The 16,044-nt window shown below is 44.5% G+C and carries 21 protein-coding genes; 8 read left to right on the top strand and 13 right to left on the bottom strand.

Features of this window, described 5'->3' with window-relative positions:
• Positions 1 to 21 precede the first annotated feature (21 nt).
• Positions 22 to 1,413: a glycoside hydrolase family 1 protein gene (locus tag Pcarn_RS19950; protein ID WP_261836073.1), complete on the top strand. Its 1,392-nt coding sequence runs from the start codon at positions 22 to 24 to the stop codon at positions 1,411 to 1,413.
• A gap of 29 nt (positions 1,414 to 1,442) precedes the next feature.
• Here the strand turns inward: Pcarn_RS19950 and Pcarn_RS19945 are convergent, their stop codons facing one another.
• The 5 genes from Pcarn_RS19945 to Pcarn_RS19925 all read right to left on the bottom strand — a co-directional run bounded on the left by Pcarn_RS19945 (position 1,443) and on the right by Pcarn_RS19925 (position 5,031).
• A complete protein-coding gene (locus Pcarn_RS19945; RefSeq protein ID WP_261836072.1) occupies positions 1,443 to 1,799 on the bottom strand; it encodes a hypothetical protein in 357 nt (118 codons plus the stop codon).
• A gap of 2 nt (positions 1,800 to 1,801) precedes the next feature.
• On the bottom strand, positions 1,802 to 2,500 hold the full coding sequence (locus tag Pcarn_RS19940; RefSeq protein ID WP_261836071.1) for a VC0807 family protein: 699 nt from the start codon (positions 2,498 to 2,500) through the stop codon (positions 1,802 to 1,804).
• A 396-nt stretch (positions 2,501 to 2,896) separates the two neighbouring features.
• Complete coding sequence (locus Pcarn_RS19935) at positions 2,897 to 3,667, bottom strand: phosphotransferase (protein ID WP_261836070.1); 771 nt, start codon at positions 3,665 to 3,667, stop codon at positions 2,897 to 2,899.
• A complete protein-coding gene (locus tag Pcarn_RS19930) occupies positions 3,668 to 4,120 on the bottom strand; it encodes an NUDIX hydrolase (RefSeq protein ID WP_261836069.1) in 453 nt (150 codons plus the stop codon). It lies immediately after the preceding gene.
• A gap of 47 nt (positions 4,121 to 4,167) precedes the next feature.
• Positions 4,168 to 5,031, bottom strand: coding sequence for a tetratricopeptide repeat protein (locus tag Pcarn_RS19925; RefSeq protein WP_261836068.1), 864 nt, complete (start codon positions 5,029 to 5,031; stop codon positions 4,168 to 4,170).
• Between the two features lie 109 nt (positions 5,032 to 5,140).
• On the opposite strand from Pcarn_RS19925, the gene Pcarn_RS19920 reads away from it, so the two are divergent.
• The gene (locus Pcarn_RS19920) at positions 5,141 to 5,461 is read left to right on the top strand and encodes a heavy metal-binding domain-containing protein (RefSeq protein ID WP_261836067.1); all 321 of its coding nucleotides are present in this window, start codon (positions 5,141 to 5,143) and stop codon (positions 5,459 to 5,461) included.
• Here Pcarn_RS19920 and Pcarn_RS19915 read toward each other — a convergent pair.
• The gene (locus Pcarn_RS19915; RefSeq protein WP_261836066.1) at positions 5,458 to 6,261 is read right to left on the bottom strand and encodes a LysR family transcriptional regulator; all 804 of its coding nucleotides are present in this window, start codon (positions 6,259 to 6,261) and stop codon (positions 5,458 to 5,460) included. The genes Pcarn_RS19920 and Pcarn_RS19915 overlap by 4 nt on opposite strands.
• Positions 6,262 to 6,341: 80 nt before the next feature.
• Entirely contained in the window at positions 6,342 to 6,806 is a 465-nt protein-coding gene (locus Pcarn_RS19910) for a hypothetical protein (RefSeq protein ID WP_261836065.1), read from the bottom strand.
• Between the two features lie 269 nt (positions 6,807 to 7,075).
• Here Pcarn_RS19910 and Pcarn_RS19905 point away from each other — a divergent pair, with 269 nt between their 5' ends.
• The 3 genes from Pcarn_RS19905 (at position 7,076) to Pcarn_RS19895 (ending at position 9,308) form a co-directional block, all read left to right on the top strand.
• On the top strand, positions 7,076 to 7,837 hold the full coding sequence (locus tag Pcarn_RS19905) for an ion transporter (RefSeq protein ID WP_315972689.1): 762 nt from the start codon (positions 7,076 to 7,078) through the stop codon (positions 7,835 to 7,837).
• A complete protein-coding gene (locus Pcarn_RS19900; protein WP_261836064.1) occupies positions 7,837 to 8,658 on the top strand; it encodes a helix-turn-helix transcriptional regulator in 822 nt (273 codons plus the stop codon). The genes Pcarn_RS19905 and Pcarn_RS19900 overlap by 1 nt, the downstream gene beginning before the upstream one ends.
• A 68-nt stretch (positions 8,659 to 8,726) precedes the next feature.
• The gene (locus tag Pcarn_RS19895) at positions 8,727 to 9,308 is read left to right on the top strand and encodes a GNAT family N-acetyltransferase (protein WP_261836063.1); all 582 of its coding nucleotides are present in this window, start codon (positions 8,727 to 8,729) and stop codon (positions 9,306 to 9,308) included.
• Positions 9,309 to 9,361: 53 nt separating this feature from the next.
• On the opposite strand, the gene Pcarn_RS19890 is transcribed toward Pcarn_RS19895, so the two are convergent.
• Together Pcarn_RS19890 and Pcarn_RS19885 are read right to left on the bottom strand one after the other, a co-directional pair.
• The gene (locus tag Pcarn_RS19890) at positions 9,362 to 9,919 is read right to left on the bottom strand and encodes a hypothetical protein (RefSeq protein ID WP_261836062.1); all 558 of its coding nucleotides are present in this window, start codon (positions 9,917 to 9,919) and stop codon (positions 9,362 to 9,364) included.
• A 136-nt stretch (positions 9,920 to 10,055) separates the two neighbouring features.
• Entirely contained in the window at positions 10,056 to 10,478 is a 423-nt protein-coding gene (locus Pcarn_RS19885; RefSeq protein WP_261836061.1) for a GNAT family N-acetyltransferase, read from the bottom strand.
• Between the two features lie 203 nt (positions 10,479 to 10,681).
• On the opposite strand from Pcarn_RS19885, the gene Pcarn_RS19880 reads away from it, so the two are divergent.
• A complete protein-coding gene (locus Pcarn_RS19880) occupies positions 10,682 to 11,671 on the top strand; it encodes a transporter (protein ID WP_261836060.1) in 990 nt (329 codons plus the stop codon).
• Here the strand turns inward: Pcarn_RS19880 and Pcarn_RS19875 are convergent, their stop codons facing one another.
• From Pcarn_RS19875 to Pcarn_RS19860, 4 genes are read right to left on the bottom strand one after another with little or no spacing between them, the layout of a single operon-like run.
• Complete coding sequence (locus Pcarn_RS19875; protein WP_261836059.1) at positions 11,672 to 12,205, bottom strand: hypothetical protein; 534 nt, start codon at positions 12,203 to 12,205, stop codon at positions 11,672 to 11,674.
• Between the two features lie 8 nt (positions 12,206 to 12,213).
• The gene (locus tag Pcarn_RS19870) at positions 12,214 to 12,852 is read right to left on the bottom strand and encodes a C39 family peptidase (protein WP_261837323.1); all 639 of its coding nucleotides are present in this window, start codon (positions 12,850 to 12,852) and stop codon (positions 12,214 to 12,216) included.
• A gap of 46 nt (positions 12,853 to 12,898) precedes the next feature.
• Entirely contained in the window at positions 12,899 to 13,222 is a 324-nt protein-coding gene (locus Pcarn_RS19865; RefSeq protein ID WP_261836058.1) for a carbon storage regulator, read from the bottom strand.
• Between the two features lie 17 nt (positions 13,223 to 13,239).
• Entirely contained in the window at positions 13,240 to 14,148 is a 909-nt protein-coding gene (locus tag Pcarn_RS19860; RefSeq protein ID WP_261836057.1) for a hypothetical protein, read from the bottom strand.
• A gap of 545 nt (positions 14,149 to 14,693) precedes the next feature.
• Here Pcarn_RS19860 and Pcarn_RS19855 point away from each other — a divergent pair.
• Both Pcarn_RS19855 and Pcarn_RS19850 read left to right on the top strand, forming a co-directional pair.
• Positions 14,694 to 15,332 (top strand): helix-turn-helix transcriptional regulator, encoded by a 639-nt coding sequence (locus tag Pcarn_RS19855; protein ID WP_261836056.1) that lies wholly within the window; start codon positions 14,694 to 14,696, stop codon positions 15,330 to 15,332.
• 143 nt (positions 15,333 to 15,475) lie between these two features.
• Positions 15,476 to 16,030 carry an outer membrane beta-barrel protein gene (locus Pcarn_RS19850; RefSeq protein WP_261836055.1) on the top strand — a complete coding sequence of 185 codons (555 nt, stop codon included), beginning with the start codon at positions 15,476 to 15,478 and terminating at the stop codon, positions 16,028 to 16,030.
• Positions 16,031 to 16,044: the final 14 nt, after the last annotated feature.

Below are 16,044 nucleotides of genomic sequence, written 5' to 3'. Positions count from 1 at the left end.
TAAAAATCATCGGAGATAACCATGATTCAATTTCCAGAACATTTTCACTGGGGTGGCGCTATCGCGGCCAACCAAGTTGAAGGCTCTCACCTTACTGACGGCAAAGGTCTCTCTACCGCCGATATGCTTCCGAATGGTATTCTCAGCCCACACCAAACTCGTGAAGAGCGTACACCGGGTATTAAAGACTTCGCTATCGACTTCTACAATCGTTATCCAGAAGATATCGCCCTATTCAAAGAGATGGGCTTTACCTGCCTACGTTTATCAATTGCATGGACGCGCATCTTTCCTAACGGCGACGATGAAGCGCCAAATGAGGAAGGTCTTGCTTACTACGAGCGTATCTTCGACGAACTTGCCAAGCATGACATGGTGCCTTTCGTGACATTGTCACACTATGAAATGCCGTATCATTTGGTAGAGAAGTATAATGGATGGAGCGATCGTCGCGTTATTGGCTATTTTGAAAAATACGCACGTACCGTGTTTGAACGCTTTGGTTCGAAGGTGAAGTTATGGCTTACCTTTAATGAAATCAACATGTCCCTGCACGCGCCATTCACTGGTGTCGGTCTGCAAGAAGATGCGACCAAGCAAGAGATCTATCAGGCTATTCACCACCAGCTTGTAGCAAACGCTAAAGCGGTAAACCTGTGTCATGAAATCATCCCTGATGCCAAGATAGGGAATATGCTACTGGGCGCTCTGAACTACGCCTACACCTGTCATCCAGACGATGTACTAGCAGCCATGCATGAAAACAACCAATGGCTATTCTTTGGTGATGTGCAAACACGCGGTAAATACCCAGGCTATATGCTGCGCTACTTCCGTGAGAACAGCATCGAAATCAAGATGCTTCCTGACGACCTAGACATCATCGCTTCTGCCAGCGTCGACTTTATCTCATTTAGTTATTATGCCAGCGGTTGTGCGTCGGCTGATCCTATGCAAAAAGAAGTGGGCAATATCGTCGACAGCGTGCCAAACCCGCACCTAGAGAAGAGTGAATGGGGCTGGCTTATCGACCCGAAAGGGCTACGTATCCTGCTTAACTTCCTATGGGACAGATACCAAAAGCCTTTGTTTATCGTAGAGAACGGCCTGGGTGCGAAAGATACAGTAGAGAACGGTGAGATCTTTGATGACTATCGCATCTCATACCTTAACGATCACCTAGTTCAAGCTCATCAAGCCATCTTAGACGGCGTCGATCTGATGGGTTTTACCTCGTGGGGTCCTATCGACTTGGTAGCGAACTCTACCGCCGAGATGAGTAAGCGTTACGGCTACATCTATGTAGACCGAGACGATGAAGGTAACGGAGAGCTAACCCGTATCAAGAAGAAGAGCTTCTTCTGGTACCAAGACGTGATTGCGAGTCGCGGTGCTAGCCTGAAGGCCAAATAGCAAAAAGGGACGCTCAATGCGTCCCTTAGTTAATCTACGGCGTCGACTTCAACCGAATACTTCCAAACCACCTTACCGTCATCTTCCAACTCATAGCTGGCACCATCACTATTCTTGTTCAGAATAAATGCTGGCATGGTTCTACTCTCTTCGTCCTTGCAAGCCATAGTCGCACTGAGAGTTAGGGTGTTTTGCACATAATGATTCAAGGTCGCGATGTAGGTACAGCCCCCTACTTCTGTGCTTGCTACCCTACCATCATCTTGCAGCTCAAAGGTTGGGAATGTCATCTCTTTGCCCTGCTCTGTCACGTGGGCTTTGACTTCATACAAGGTATTCGCCTGAGCAGTTCCTGCCAACAGGGCTAGAGCAAGGTATTTACGCATGGTTATTTGGTTTGATTAAAGATCTGCTCAGTCTCAAGCGAGGTCATATTACGGATCTGCTTCCATACATAGTAGAAAGTACCCAGCATCATCAGAATGCTTGGGATAGCGATCACCGGATAGCTATACAGGGTCAGCTTACCCAACTCTTCATTGAAAGCCACAGTACCTGCAGGGCTAGTCACTATGTAGGTCGCTAGGATGTAGTTCATCACAGATGAGAATGCGAAAGTACTGGCAAACAGATAATTAGAGTTCATCAGGCACTTTTGAAACGCGCGCTCATTGCCTGATTCCTTAAGGTGCTTTTCAATCAGTGGCATGTTAAGCACAGTGCCGTTGAAGATAAGCTTTTGCATCAGTGGTGTGCGGGTAAAGGTCGAGCCCAAAACCACTAGACCAATCAGGCCAGGAATCAAAGCTTCTTTTAGTGCCAGCCAGCGAGTATCCAACTCAAGCAGACCGATACCACCGGTCAACAGCACGCTCACAAAGCCAAGAGCTGAGATGTAGTTAAACTTCTTATCGCGGATCAGCTCCATACCACCATAAGCTACTGGGAATGCAAGGGCGATGATCAAAGCCCAAACTGTGCCTAGGTGCTCTTCCCCACTGAATTTCATCAGGATGAAGGAAGGAAGAATTACGTTAAAAATAATCTCGAATAGTGGGTTCGAGGTTTTACCTGTGGTGTTGCTCATATTTAATCGTTCTGTCTCACTCAAACTGACGTGGATTGTTCCTTGTCAGCGCTCAGATGTAAAGCCTTCGTATGTATGAAGGTGTAATAAGCTAGAGTCGGGTCAATATCTACTCCCTTAATTATACGACAAAGGGACGCCTTGGCGTCCCTTTCAATTGTTCTGTTTTGGTGATTATTCTTGAGTTGGCAGTAGATCAAGCCAATCAATGCTGTCCAAATCTTCTTCAAGATATAGCTCTGGAACATCAAGCTCTAGGTCAAACTCTTGAAGGTTTAGTTCTGCATCTGACATCTTACTTTCCTGTTGTACGTCTTTTGTCTGACGCCATTTAACTTGTGTTAGATGAAAGAAGCATGTCTTATCAGTGACAATATGATGACCAAATGCTTTGCGCTAATCGACACAAAGCCCATCTAAGATTTGCTGGCTATTACTCTGGATATACGCGATATCCTCTAAATAAGAGAGATGATGCCCATCTCGGATGTTCTGAATAAACTGAGGGTTTCCTTTATTCGCTTCGTTTTGCATAAAGTCCACCAGCGACTGAAGCCGAGAGACCATTGCGTTCTGCAGCAACTTCCTATGTTCCCGCTCTACACCATAGCTATCACAAAAACATTTAGCACGAGCAATCTGCTCATCTATATTTCCCAGCCGGTCGCTTGGGTCAGTTTTAAAGGGTGCCCAGCAATAGACGGAGTAAGCCAGATCCCAGATGCGTGGCGCAGGGTGCGCTGTATCAAAATCGAATACGCCAACGACTATATTCCCTTGAAGCGCAACGTTGTATGGTGTGAAATCGCCGTGGCATATCACCTCTGCAGGCTCTCTGGTTTGCAGCATCCAATTACAAGATTTCAACTCATCCACTAGAGGCTTTGAAGCATCATGGATTGTCCGGAGTAGCTTTGCCGCACTCTCAATTGCTTGAATACTTGCCACGTTGCCAACAAGCGGATAATTATAAGTGTCTCCTTCAACAAAACTCAGGTACTCAGCGTTTTTATCAGTGCCCAAAACCCTAGGAACGCCTTCTATTTGTTGCTGTTCAAACGCTTTGAGAAGCTTATGGACACTCGAAGACCATGGGTTCAATGGTCTCTTTACCGCATCCTCAGTTTTAAATATCGACCCTTTACGACCACCGCTGAGCTCCTGCATCTAGTTCAGCTCCACTCGGTACAGCGGATTTGCCAGCCGTTCAACGAAGTATTGCCAAACGTGCTTAAACACCGCATGTTGATTAGGAAATGGGGCTAACTCTAACGCCTCTTTCAAAGTACACCAGCGATACTCAGTATGTTCTTCATTAAGGGTCACAGCCTGATTATCAGGGCACAGCACCACAAACACAGGAATAAGCTGCATAACGTTCACTTCTGCCTCAAAGAACTTCTCCAGAAACTGCGCATTGTAGAGATCGCTCACCTCGATCTGGGTTTCTTCATGAAACTCTCGAACTATCGCCTCCGAGCCTGTCTCACCCGCCTCCATCGAGCCTGCTACGTGACACCAAAACCCGCCCTTAACGCGCTTCATCAATAGCATCTTTGTCTCGCCATCTATCTTAGACAAAGCGACACCTGAGACTATCGAGGTATTTACTGGAATCATCCCTACTCCTAGAAAAAAGCCTGAACCATGAGTTCAGGCTTGAAAAATTAATTGTTACTTTCGTGAAGTATCGGCTCTATCATCTCATCGAACTTCTCGTTTCCGCGCAGTGACTCAAGGTCTGGCTCATCAACCATCAATTCTCGCATTGAAGCACTAGACTCAATCGCCTGCTGAAGATCATAGATGGCTTGATTCTCAACGCCCAATCTTGCATAGGCACAAGCACGTTGATACAGGGCGTGGGCGTTCTTGTCATCTACTTCTAGAACGCGGTTACAGATACTCATGGCCCAGTGGTATTCACGCATTTCCATGGCAGCATCCGCTTTGTGTGCCAGTGCTTCAAGGTCACCTGGACGAATCTTAAGGATCTCATCATAGGTCGTGATCTTCTGTTCTGGTGTTGGCGCATTTTGCGCGCGCATCCAAAGGTTATGCACCTCATTGATGATCTCAATCTCGCGGTTGTTCTCTGTAATAATTCGAGTCTTACGTCTTAGATCTCGCTCTAGAATTAAGAACTTCTTCTCATAGTCTTTAGTGATCTTATCAAGACGGCGGTCTGCCATCTCTTTGGTGTTCTGCTTAATATCTTTAATGGATTGCCAACCGAGTACCGCAATCAGTGACGCAACTGCTGCAATAAAATAGAAGAAATAGTTGATGGTAATATTGGCGTAGTTGAGAGATTTGTCTGCCACTTCCAACTCACGGTCCGTGATCTCTATGGTCAGGCGACGCTCCAAATCCTGCTGATCGTGTCTCAGTGCTTTTAGCTCATCGAGGATATAGCGCTCCACTAACGGTCTGTCGAGGATCGGTGTTTCGGAGTGTTTTGGTTGCTCTTCAGCGAAAACAGAAAAAGATAAGCTCAAAAGTATGATGCTTAGGCTGAATAATTTGGACATGACAGGCCTTCAATCATGGAGAAAACGTTTGCTAAATTCTATGTGTAATCAGAGGTAAAAACCAACTAGAATCAAGTCAATATTCGTTAAATTTTTCAAGAGGCTCAATATGTTAATGACAACAACACCCAGTGTAGAGGGTTCAAGCATACTTCAATATCACGGTGTGGTCGCAGGAGAAGCGGTTTTGGGTGCGAATGTTTTCAAAGACATGTTTGCCGGTATTCGTGATTTCGTCGGTGGCCGCTCCGGTACCTATGAAAAAGAACTAGAAAAAGCACGTGAATACGCGCTGCAAGAGCTACAAAACAAAGCCTTGGAATTAGGCGCTAACGCAGTTGTGGGAATCGATATCGACTATGAAGTTCTGGGTAAAGACAATGGTATGCTGATGGTTTCAGCGAGCGGCACCGCTGTCACCATTCGCTAAAAAGCCTTCTTTATATCTTCAATGACTCTCTTAAATAGAGGGTCATTTTTGTATCGGTTGTGATAGGTCATCTCTAAAGAGATAGTCTTAGTTTCAAATGGCAAATCAAACGACACCATGCCTAGTTGCTTAGCAAACGACACCAAACTACTGGTGGTAACCGTTACTGAGTTCGTTCTATTCGCAGCAATGATCGCATTGGTCGTGCCGTTTGCTGTTGACCCCACTTCGCGCCTGCCCAGTTTACCGAACAGTTCAACGATACTCTGATTGTGTCTACGAATATTCACTAAGATATGCGTGGCGTCCATATACTCCTCATAGCTAAACGATGACTTGCTGTTGTGCACTCCAACTAAGGTTTCGACGAATGCTGGTTGGTAATTGAAAGCCTGCTCTTTTAAAGAAAAATAATCGACAGCAATATCGACCAAACCAGCTCTTAAGTCCGCATAGATCTGCTCTTCATAGGCTGGCGACTCTTTTAGATTAATGTTCGGGACATCGCCTAGAAGGAAAAAGGCGTTCTCTGAAGCATAAACATTTAGACATTGCTTTGGAGCCAGTGATGCTTGTATAGCATCTATATGCTTCGAGATTTTTTCATACAGAGACGTCGCATCGGCTGTTGCACAAATACTGCGCCCACGTCTAACGAATAGCGGATAGCCAAGGGAGGTTTCCAGCTTCTTGATCGATGCGGTGACTGCCGGCTGAGTAACATCTAATAGATCAGCTGCACTCGATAGCGATCCCTGCTCATACACGGCTTTAAAGGTTTGCAAAAGCTTAAGGTCCATTAGTGCTCCCTTTTCTAATGTCACTTAAGCTTAGTGCTGTTTTTCAATAAGTTAACTTAATTTAGCTTGAGTTTGTGGCGTTAATGATCGAACGGTAGAGGCGCTATAGTGACGGCTCCATCATAAACATCTCGGTCAGTATGATATTCCATGTAACCACTACCATCCTGGTACTTTGGTTCAAACACTTGACCATCGAAATAGAAACGCTGATCAAAAGTAAAAATAAACCCTACAGGTCTATGCTCAGAATCCCTGTTCCAGTGAGTAACAGTGCCAATTCTCTCACCAGCCACATCGATAAGCTCAAGGTTCATGTTAGTTGTCGCCACAACAATACCATTCTTAGTAAACTCTCCAAGACCTTGTTCATCCTCGTAATAATAAAGAACACCCTCTTCTTCACCTTCAATCGGAATACCAAAATCAGGGTCTACTGGGATCGGGTTTTCAATAGAAGGCGGTGTGTTCGGGCTTTGTAAATCAATAGTGTCATCACAGCCTACTAAGGCAAAGGTAGCAAACAATGGCAGTAGATATTTCATAGCAACTCTCTGGATTAATTAGTGAAAGAACAATCCATGTAAGGGAAGCAAACGCTCATTGCCTCGATTGGTTGCTATCTTATCCAACCCAGCTCATCGAATTAATGGTGTTTTTTTATACGAAACATAAAAGTTTCTTCGGTATTACTTAGACAAAAGGCGCCTACTCCCAATAGAAATCAAGTATAAGCGACTGTAAACAGTACATATTTAGGGTTTCTCAACCCAATCCTGCTACTATAAAGGCGTTCGAAGGAAGGTAATATCAGATGGAACAATCAAAGCGTTCAGAAGCACGGCAGGAACTCGGCCCCTTTCAGTTCTTCACTCTTATCCTCTCAGTCTACGTACTGTGCGCCCTATTTGTTGAGAACGCATTTGTCCTTCCAGCAGACGTTAAAGACCTGCTAAGGACTATCGACACCCTTGTGTGCATGGTGTTTCTTACCGATTTTGGTATTCGTTTCTATAGCGCCGAAAGCAAACTCAAGTTCATGAAATGGGGGTGGATAGATCTGTTGTCTAGTATCCCTATGGTGGACGCCCTCAGATATGGCCGCTTTGTTCACCTGTTTCGTTTCATGCGGATGCTGCGCGCCATACGCTCTTCTAAGATCATCCTCTACTACCTGTTCCGCAATCGGAGGGAAGGCACCTTTAGTATCGTTGCCAGTATTTCGGTACTGTTGGTGATATTCGGCGCCATAGGCATATTACAGTTCGAACGCGGCGTAGATGAATCCAACATACAATCGGCTGGAGATGCACTTTGGTGGGCTTTTGTGACCATCACTACGGTAGGCTATGGAGATTACTACCCTGTTACTACCGAAGGCCGAATGGTCGCCAGTGTTTTAATGACTGCAGGTGTAGGCCTATTCGGTACCTTTACCGGCTTTGTAGCCACCTGGTTTATGAGTGAAGAAGATAACGAAGACCTAGCAGCGGAACATGAAGAATTAAAAGCGGAGTTACAAGAGGTCAAAGCACTGCTCGTAGAGATACGTGATAAGCAAGGTAAAATCGAGTAATGATCACCTGGAAACAGTCCTTGCGTGGCTTTGAATGGCTCATCCATCAGGTTTGGTATCTTGAAATTGGTGACAATGACACCATCGAGACTCAGCCTTATCTGATCCCTAATCCAAGGGCTCACCTGCTAATCACTCCCCATGAACAAGCCTATGCGTATCGTGCCTCAGATGAACTGTTTTCAGGTAATGGATCTCACCTTATTTCTATAAGCGACAAACTCCTACTTCTTGAGGATCACCCTCCTTTAAAGCGCATTGGCATCACCTTCAAGCCTCACACTGCTGACCTTTTAAACGGTAATGAATCCTTGCAGCTAAATCAGTGTGCGTGGCCTACTGCGCTTGAAAACATATTCCCAACTTCATTCAGATCCAATTTACTTAAATTGAAATCAAAACAAGATATAACCAAAGCTATCAAAACCCATCTTGATTCACTTAATATTGTCCCTCCGAGCAACAAACCCTTTGTTTTAGTAGACAAAGCGATACAACTAGTTGAGAGTCAACAAATCGCAGAGGTTGAAGCACTTGCCAATGCATGCGCTTGCTCTCGCCGCACTTTGGAACGAGCCTTTAAACAGCAAGTAGGACTCAGCATAAAATCCTACTTACAGATGATGCGACTCGAGCAAATGGTTTTGGATCTTCATTCGACAGAAAAAGAAGTCGATTGGGCAGATTTTTCACAGCAATACGGTTTTAGCGACCAATCACACCTGATTCGAACCCTAAAGCAACTCGTTAATAAAACGCCTTCCGGATATCTAAAGAAACGTGACCTAACCATAGACATCTATGGCGACTTTGAGGACTAATCTGTCGCGTTTATTCAATATTAGGCTAACAACTTTGGCTAAACTGCAGAGCAAATAACGAGGTAACCATGTCATATACAGAACTAAAACAAGGCAAAGCAGTAAGCATCAAAGACAACCTGAGCATTGCCCTTATCAAGCAAGAAGATCTTAAAGACATCATCGCTATGTTTGACGATGAACGCGTAAACAAATATCTCTTCTTTGCGCCTGCCGATGAGTCCCTTTATCAGGCTTTTTTCATTCCTATAATCGAGAATACAGAGCAATCACTAGCAGATAATAAATGGCCAGATAGCCCAACCTTTGTGATACGCAATGAGCAAGGCGAATACATGGGCATGTGCGCCCTCAGCCAAGTTATGTTTCATCAAGGAAACTACGAAGTGGGTTATCAGTTGCCATTTAAGGCGTGGGGAAAAGGTATCGCCACCCAAGTATGTGAAATACTAACTGAGCTCGGTTTTAGCGAGCTTGGAGCACATAAGATCTGCGCTGATTGTTATGCTGGAAATGTTGGCTCATACAAAACACTACAGAAATGTGGCTATCGCCAAGAAGGCCGCATGACTAACTATTACAAGTTGGAAACAGGCTTTGACGACAAGCTCTATTACGGCATCACCAAAGCACAATTTGATGCCCTATAAAACAAAACGGTCACAACAAATGTGACCGTTTTTTCTTGTATCTAGTTCAGAAGCTATTGCTGACACGCACCAGATGCAGCTCCAAACATCTGTTTTGCCTCTTTTGTCAGCACATAGTCTGTAAACCCGTTAGTCGCTGTAATTCTAAGCTCGTACTCTTGCCCGCCCTTTTGCTTGGCGTAGTTAAGCAAGGTCTTGCAGTCCATTCTGAACAGCTGTGACGAATAACCTTCGCCCTCACCGGTTAGATTCTCAATCGCCCCTAAAGTGGAAAATGGATATTCTTTGTCATTATTGGTCACTACCATGGTGAGCATTCCGCGAACGTCCTCACGCATGACCTTCACATCAACCACGTTGCCATCACGAACTGAAATACGTTGCAGTGATATAGAGGCAGCTAATTCATCCGACTTGGGTTCAATCATAATGGGACTGTCTGGGTTAGCGGTGAAATGAGTGGTCACCTCGTTGTCAAAACCCGAAGTATTGGTGGTGACAGTAAACGCACCAGAACCAGCGTCCGTCTTACCTTCACCCTCAGGCTTTGAATCCGTTCCTGAAGCACAACCTGCAAGTGCTAAGACCGTAAGTGCCAGTAATTTCTTCATTTCCTTATCCTTGTGGTATTTCGTTTTCTTCCTTTTAAACCCTTATCCGAGCGACTGTTAAAACAGGGCAAAAATAACGGTAAGTCACTGAAATATAGCTTAGTTCTGTTTAGTCAGAAATGAAATATAACCCTAGCTAGGCGAGCGTTTTTCTCAACCCGATACGGCTGTGTCCCTTTGGAAAGCCTTCAAAACGAGTGAATTCTTCAAAACCGACAGATTGATAGAACTTTGGCGCTTGCCAACTTTGTGTCCAAAGCCATAAACCCGTTACACCTTGCTCGCGGGCATACTCCTCAACCTTGGCCATAAGCTGTTTACCAAGACCTGTACCACGACAACTGTCATCCACCCAAAGCTCACTAATGTAGATCCAGTCCCACAGCAGATCGGCAGTCAAAGCTCCGACCAACTGCTCATCACGATAGACCATCCAATTAAGACGTGTTTTTTTGTACTCGGGCGCATTGTTTTGCTTGCCGTGCAGTTCCAATCCATTGCTCAAGATATCTTGGTCACTCTCTTGAATCGGTCCCTCTGAAAAACGTATTTCTGTCATTGCGCGTCACCTTTTTACTTATCTTCGACGCTAGTATCGACATAAGTGATTGATAGTCAAATCAACATTTGTAAGGTGGCTTTTTTCACCCTTAAAAGTGACGAGTGGCATGTCCAAAAACCGTTCAATTAATAACCACTTTTAGTTGCGATTACACCGTTTCTTGCCTACATAATAAGGGTCTCGGGAAAAAGGATACTGTGATGTTAGGGAAACCTATTATCGGGTGTGCTACCGCATTATTGCTTCTCGGCCAAAGCGCATTTGCCGAGGATGGTAGCGAAGTAACCCTAACCGTAAGTGACGTTATAGAAAAGCGCGGAGTGCTCTCCCCAAAAGGGACTTGGTCTCTGGAAACCTCTCTCAGCTTTACCCAAAACTCATCCAACCGCGTATCGGTTGTGGGCTACACTGTGCTTCCAACCCTGATCATAGGACGCATTGAAGTCAGTGACGCGGACTATGTCACCGCAACGCTTGGCCTCACCGCGAGACTAGGCCTTACCAACGCAACTGAATTTGAACTGCGCCTTCCTTATGTGTATCGAAACAACCAGACCACTGTCAGACCGATACAAGATGGCTCCGGTGATAACGACATCATTAATCGTTCAAACAGTGGCGGTGATATTGGCGATCTTGAACTCGGTTTGAGGCATCAGTTTAACTTTGACACAACACCCTACTGGATTGGCGGAATACGCCTAAAAACCCGTACAGGACGTTCTCCCTACGATATCGACATCGATGAAACAACAAACACCTTAGAAGAAGTCTCTACAGGCTCAGGATTCTGGAGTCTTGAGCCGAGTCTTACCATGCTATACCCATCTGATCCGGCCGTGCTTTTTGCCAACATCAGTTACATCTACAACATAAAAGACAAAGTAGACGTTAATGGACAAGACGTAGAGGTGGATCTTGGGGATACCATCTCCATTGGCGGTGGTATGGGCTTTGCGGTAAATCCTGACCTCTCTTTCTCCTTAGGCGTAACCCATAAGACGATTCTGAAAAGTAAGGTCGATGGACGTGAATCGGACGATGCCAAGTTACTGCATCTAGACTCACTCAATGTTGGGGTAAACCTAAGATTGAATCAGCGCTCCTCTTTGAATGTGAGCGCTCAGGCGGGCTTGACGGAAGACTCTCCAGACTTCCAGTTAACGGTTAGAGTGCCATATTACTTCTAACTATTGTCTATGATTTAGCAGGGCATCTTTCAGACGAAGGTCAGCTTGGATCTGCTTGTTAATGCTGTCCACTCTCGCATCAATATCCACTATGGTATTAATACCTATCACACTGTTATCTACAGTATTTTGGATAATATTAATCACGCTCGAGTCAACAATTCCAGGGGTAGGTGCTTCGGGCGAAGGCGGGTTTTCAATTACATTCCCCTCACCCACTTGAACTACATTAACCAGATTTGCAGGAACAGGCTCGTTGCCTACAGATGTCCCGCCAGTTGACGTAAGTGTGCCGTTTTTAAAAACCAAATTGGCAATGGTGGTACGGTAAATATTCTCGCCATTCACAGCGGCGGCAATACTAATCCCAATATCCACAATGTAGTCTCCGCCAATCTGAAACCCGCCACGCATACTAGATAATGTTTGGTTGTCTACTACCTGACTCTCAGGCAGAGATATTTCGTCAGCATGCAGGAAACTCACAGGAAGAATACAGAGGGCAAATGCGACGATAAGTTTTCTGGCCATCATAGGAACTCCTAGTAGTCTCCAGCATTCGGTAATGTAATGCTATACACGCCAAGAGAGTCGCGATTAACACCTGTCTCTAGCGGTGAGGCCTGATAAATTGAAAAGTTCTCGTCCGTGATAAAGCCTGCTCGTCCTACTGTTGCTTCATTGCGAACTAGCAACACAAGCCCTTGATAATACTCTTGAAATACCTCTATAGGTAATACCAAGGTGCCTCTTGATGGGTCACCCAAGATTACGTTGTTATTATTGATTCCTCGAATTACTACAAAATGCATGTATCCATCGAAGTTAACCAAGGTTATCCCCGGTACTCCCGTTTTGCGCATTTTTTCGAGGCTTAGTTTGAATCCGTCGGCATTCAAACCGACCGATTGCAGATAATGCTTCATATCCAACAAGGAAAAGCCCTGTTGACTAATAAGTTCTTTGTCACCATTCGCATACATGGCATCAAAGATTTGCTGTTCTTTGGATGGTCTGTCGTAGTGAAACTCCAGTAAAGTCGCCAATGCGGCTGAACCACAACTGAAATCATATTGCTGACGATAAACGTCACCAAAAAGCATCTCTTTATAGCTTTTTACCGGCACAGAATAATTGGCTCTGTGTGGCAAAAACTCAATAGCAAAGGTTGATGCTGACATTGCCAGCATCAACCCTACTACTCCATACCTTACCTTCTTCATAACTCTACTTTAAAGTCAGGTTGACGACGGTTGAGTTCTGTATCAGTACGTTATTCCCAGTATTTTGAATAACATTCGAAATACCAGAACTGTCCGCGAACGCACCTGACGACAGTACGTTATTGCCATTCACTGTATTGATTGCTGAATTTCCTGAGCTGAATCCATCGATATCTGAAGCAAGACTCGTGTAGTCAAGCTCTATATGTTGACCACCACGGGACTGTTGCATCTCATCGACCGAAACTAACTCATCCGGCAGAGCTATCTCATCAGCATAAACAGTGCTAGCAAATACCAAACTGATAGTACACAGTGCCAATCGCATCGTACTCTCCTAACAACTTAGTCGGTTAGAACGCTGGCGTTGGTTGTCACGTTTTGTTGGATCAAATTGTTTGCTCCAGCAGATTGTGCAACTGAGGTAATACCTGCTGCACCACCAAGACCGCCGAGGTTGTTAGTGCTGTTTAGGTTCATAGCACCACCGCCACCAGGGCGACGCAAGAAACCACCGCTACCGGCATTCGACACATTATTTGCTGCCACGAAACCCATTTGGTTCGAGTTAGCGATAACTACGTCGGCATCCATTGTGATGTTGTTTGTAGTATTAGTAGTTGTGCTTCTGTCGTTGAAGCTGTTTTTGTAGTTGGTACTAGAGTCAGTATTGAAACTGTCTTTAGCATCGTTTCTGGTAACAGTGCTGTTATCAGATTTATCAGTTGTACTGTTGTCAGAGTTATCATTCTGACTACGGGTTAAGCTTGAATCTGATTTGTCATTGAAGCTGTCTTTAGCATTTTGACTAGAGTCACTTTTATTAACTGTACTGTTATCAGATTTGTCCACCGTACTGTTGTCGGAGTTATCATTCTGACTACGAGTTAGGCTTGAGTCTGATTTGTCATTGAAACTGTCTTTTGCACTTTGACTAGAGTCACTCTTGTTAACAGTACTGTTGTCAGACTTATCGACCATGCTATTGTCAGATTTATCGTTAAAGCTATCCTTCGCTGTATTACTAGCATCGTTTTTAGTTACGGTGCTGTTGTCAGATTTATCGTTGTAGCTATCAGTATGATTGGCACTATCTTCCCATTGATTGTTGCCATTACCATCATCGACATAATTATCTACATGAATGTCATCAGATGCGCCGTGGTGTTTATAACCACCTCTATCTGCCAATGCATTACCACCAAACAACATTGCAGCTAGAGCAATAGCTAAACTTGTCTTGTTCAGAGTCATAATATGTACTCCAGGTTCCTAACTTTTACGATTTAGAAAATTACAAAAACTAACCTTCCACCCCTGCCAACCTTGCAAGAGCATTTCGATTATAGGTAGGGAACTTTTCTTTATGTACGCCGTTCCAGACACATACTGTCACACAAGGTTCATAGTACAAAAAAATCCAATTAAAACAAAATATTGCAAGCAATTTCGAAGAAGTTGCTTGGAGTATGAAATAGCCCTAGATGAAAGGCTGAGGAAAGTATTATGGGAGGAAATTTATCTAGTCCCTAAGGGTTAGTTATCGCTAGTTGTTACAGTGGTTTTCAGCAAAAAATCAGCACCTTGCTACCAACAAGTATGAAAATAGTCTTAATTTTTGTTTTTCATTCTCATACTTTCACTCAGTATTTACCCTCCTTTACTGGCACTGAACTAAGGCCAGAAGCCCATGTAGAGAGAAGCTTTGCACTATAATTGATACATGGAAATTAATGCAGTGGTTCAGTTTAGTTGCGAAGATTTTGTTGTATCGTGTTATCCACTAAACGAAGAAAATTATGGAAACTCGACACCTTCTTATCCTTGCGGAAAAGAGTCTACAAACAAGCTTGATAGAGCGTCAGGTATCAGCCCTTTCTAACACGGAGGTACATAGATTCCTGCCTGTCGAGGCTGTCTTCAAAAGCCACAACTTCATCGCCGATCTTGTACTCATTGATTACGACTACCTTAACGACATGGAGCGTAAATTCCTCGTTCCTGACTTTGATATGCTTGGGTGGCCCCTTCTCATTCACAATGTTCCAGAAGAACATTTCAATGAAAAGCTTTTGCGCTGGAAGGTCCTCAAAGGACTGCTACTTCGCAACGCTCAAATTAAACACATCAACGAGAGCATCCAGTACATATTCAGCGGTGGTCTCTGGCTTCCTCGGCCCTATATGGAAAAGCTGTTGAACAGCTATCGTTCATCTGAGCTTCCAGTTAGTCACAGCAACTGCGAGCTGACATTTAGGGAGAGACAGATCCTCGAACTCCTTGCTTACGGTATCTCTAATCAACAGATTGCGACCAAATTATTCCTGTCCGAGAGCACGGTTAAGAGCCATATCTATAAGCTATACAAGAAGTTAGATGTGCACTCCCGCCATGATGCTATCAAGTACGCTCGCCGTGGCAATGGTTTAACCATCTAAGACCTGCTTCACATTTTTAAATCAAACCGCACGAATGACTAACAATTATTTGTGCAGAAATCATCCCCGACTCGCAATGTAGAAGATTAGATATACACTCACTTAATAGATTTCTAACTTGTGCTTGGAAAGGATGTCAGCCGATGAAAAAAATCCTGTTAGCCGCTCCACTTATGATGGCTATCTCTTCTACTTCAATTGCTGCCGAAAATGCCACCTTCTCTCACTTCTATGGTGGTGTAAAACTCGGTTCTTCAAACTTTGGCGACCTTGGCTCTGCAGTTACAGATGTAACTGGCGTGGATGATACCGTCTTCTCTTGGTCACTATTTGCAGGTATCCAAGCCTATGAATGGTTAGCCTTAGAAATTGGTTACCACGATCTGGGTGAAGCCGATCTTAAAGATGTGTCAGGTAGTTATGATGCCAAGGCTCTAACCTTTACTGCAAAAGCCTCCTATGAAGTCGCCGAAAAAGTCTCAATTTTTGGCAAACTAGGTACCCAAGCATACGAATGGGATGCAAATGGTGAAGGCGTCTTCGAAGACGACGATGGCTGGACCCCACACCTAGGTGCAGGCGTTGAATACCAGTTCCACCCAAACTGGTCAGGAGCCTTTGAATACACCTGGTACAACGATATCGGTGGCCCCGACATCAACTTCTTTGGTATCTCCGCCATGTACCATTGGAGATAAATGAAAAAGCGCAC

Origin of the sequence: Vibrio ishigakensis (assembly GCF_024347675.1) — a bacterium.
Taxonomy (GTDB): Bacteria; Pseudomonadota; Gammaproteobacteria; order Enterobacterales; family Vibrionaceae; genus Vibrio; species Vibrio ishigakensis.
The sequence above is the reverse complement of the archived record's forward strand: the minus strand, read 5'-3'. Positions and strand labels throughout refer to the sequence as shown.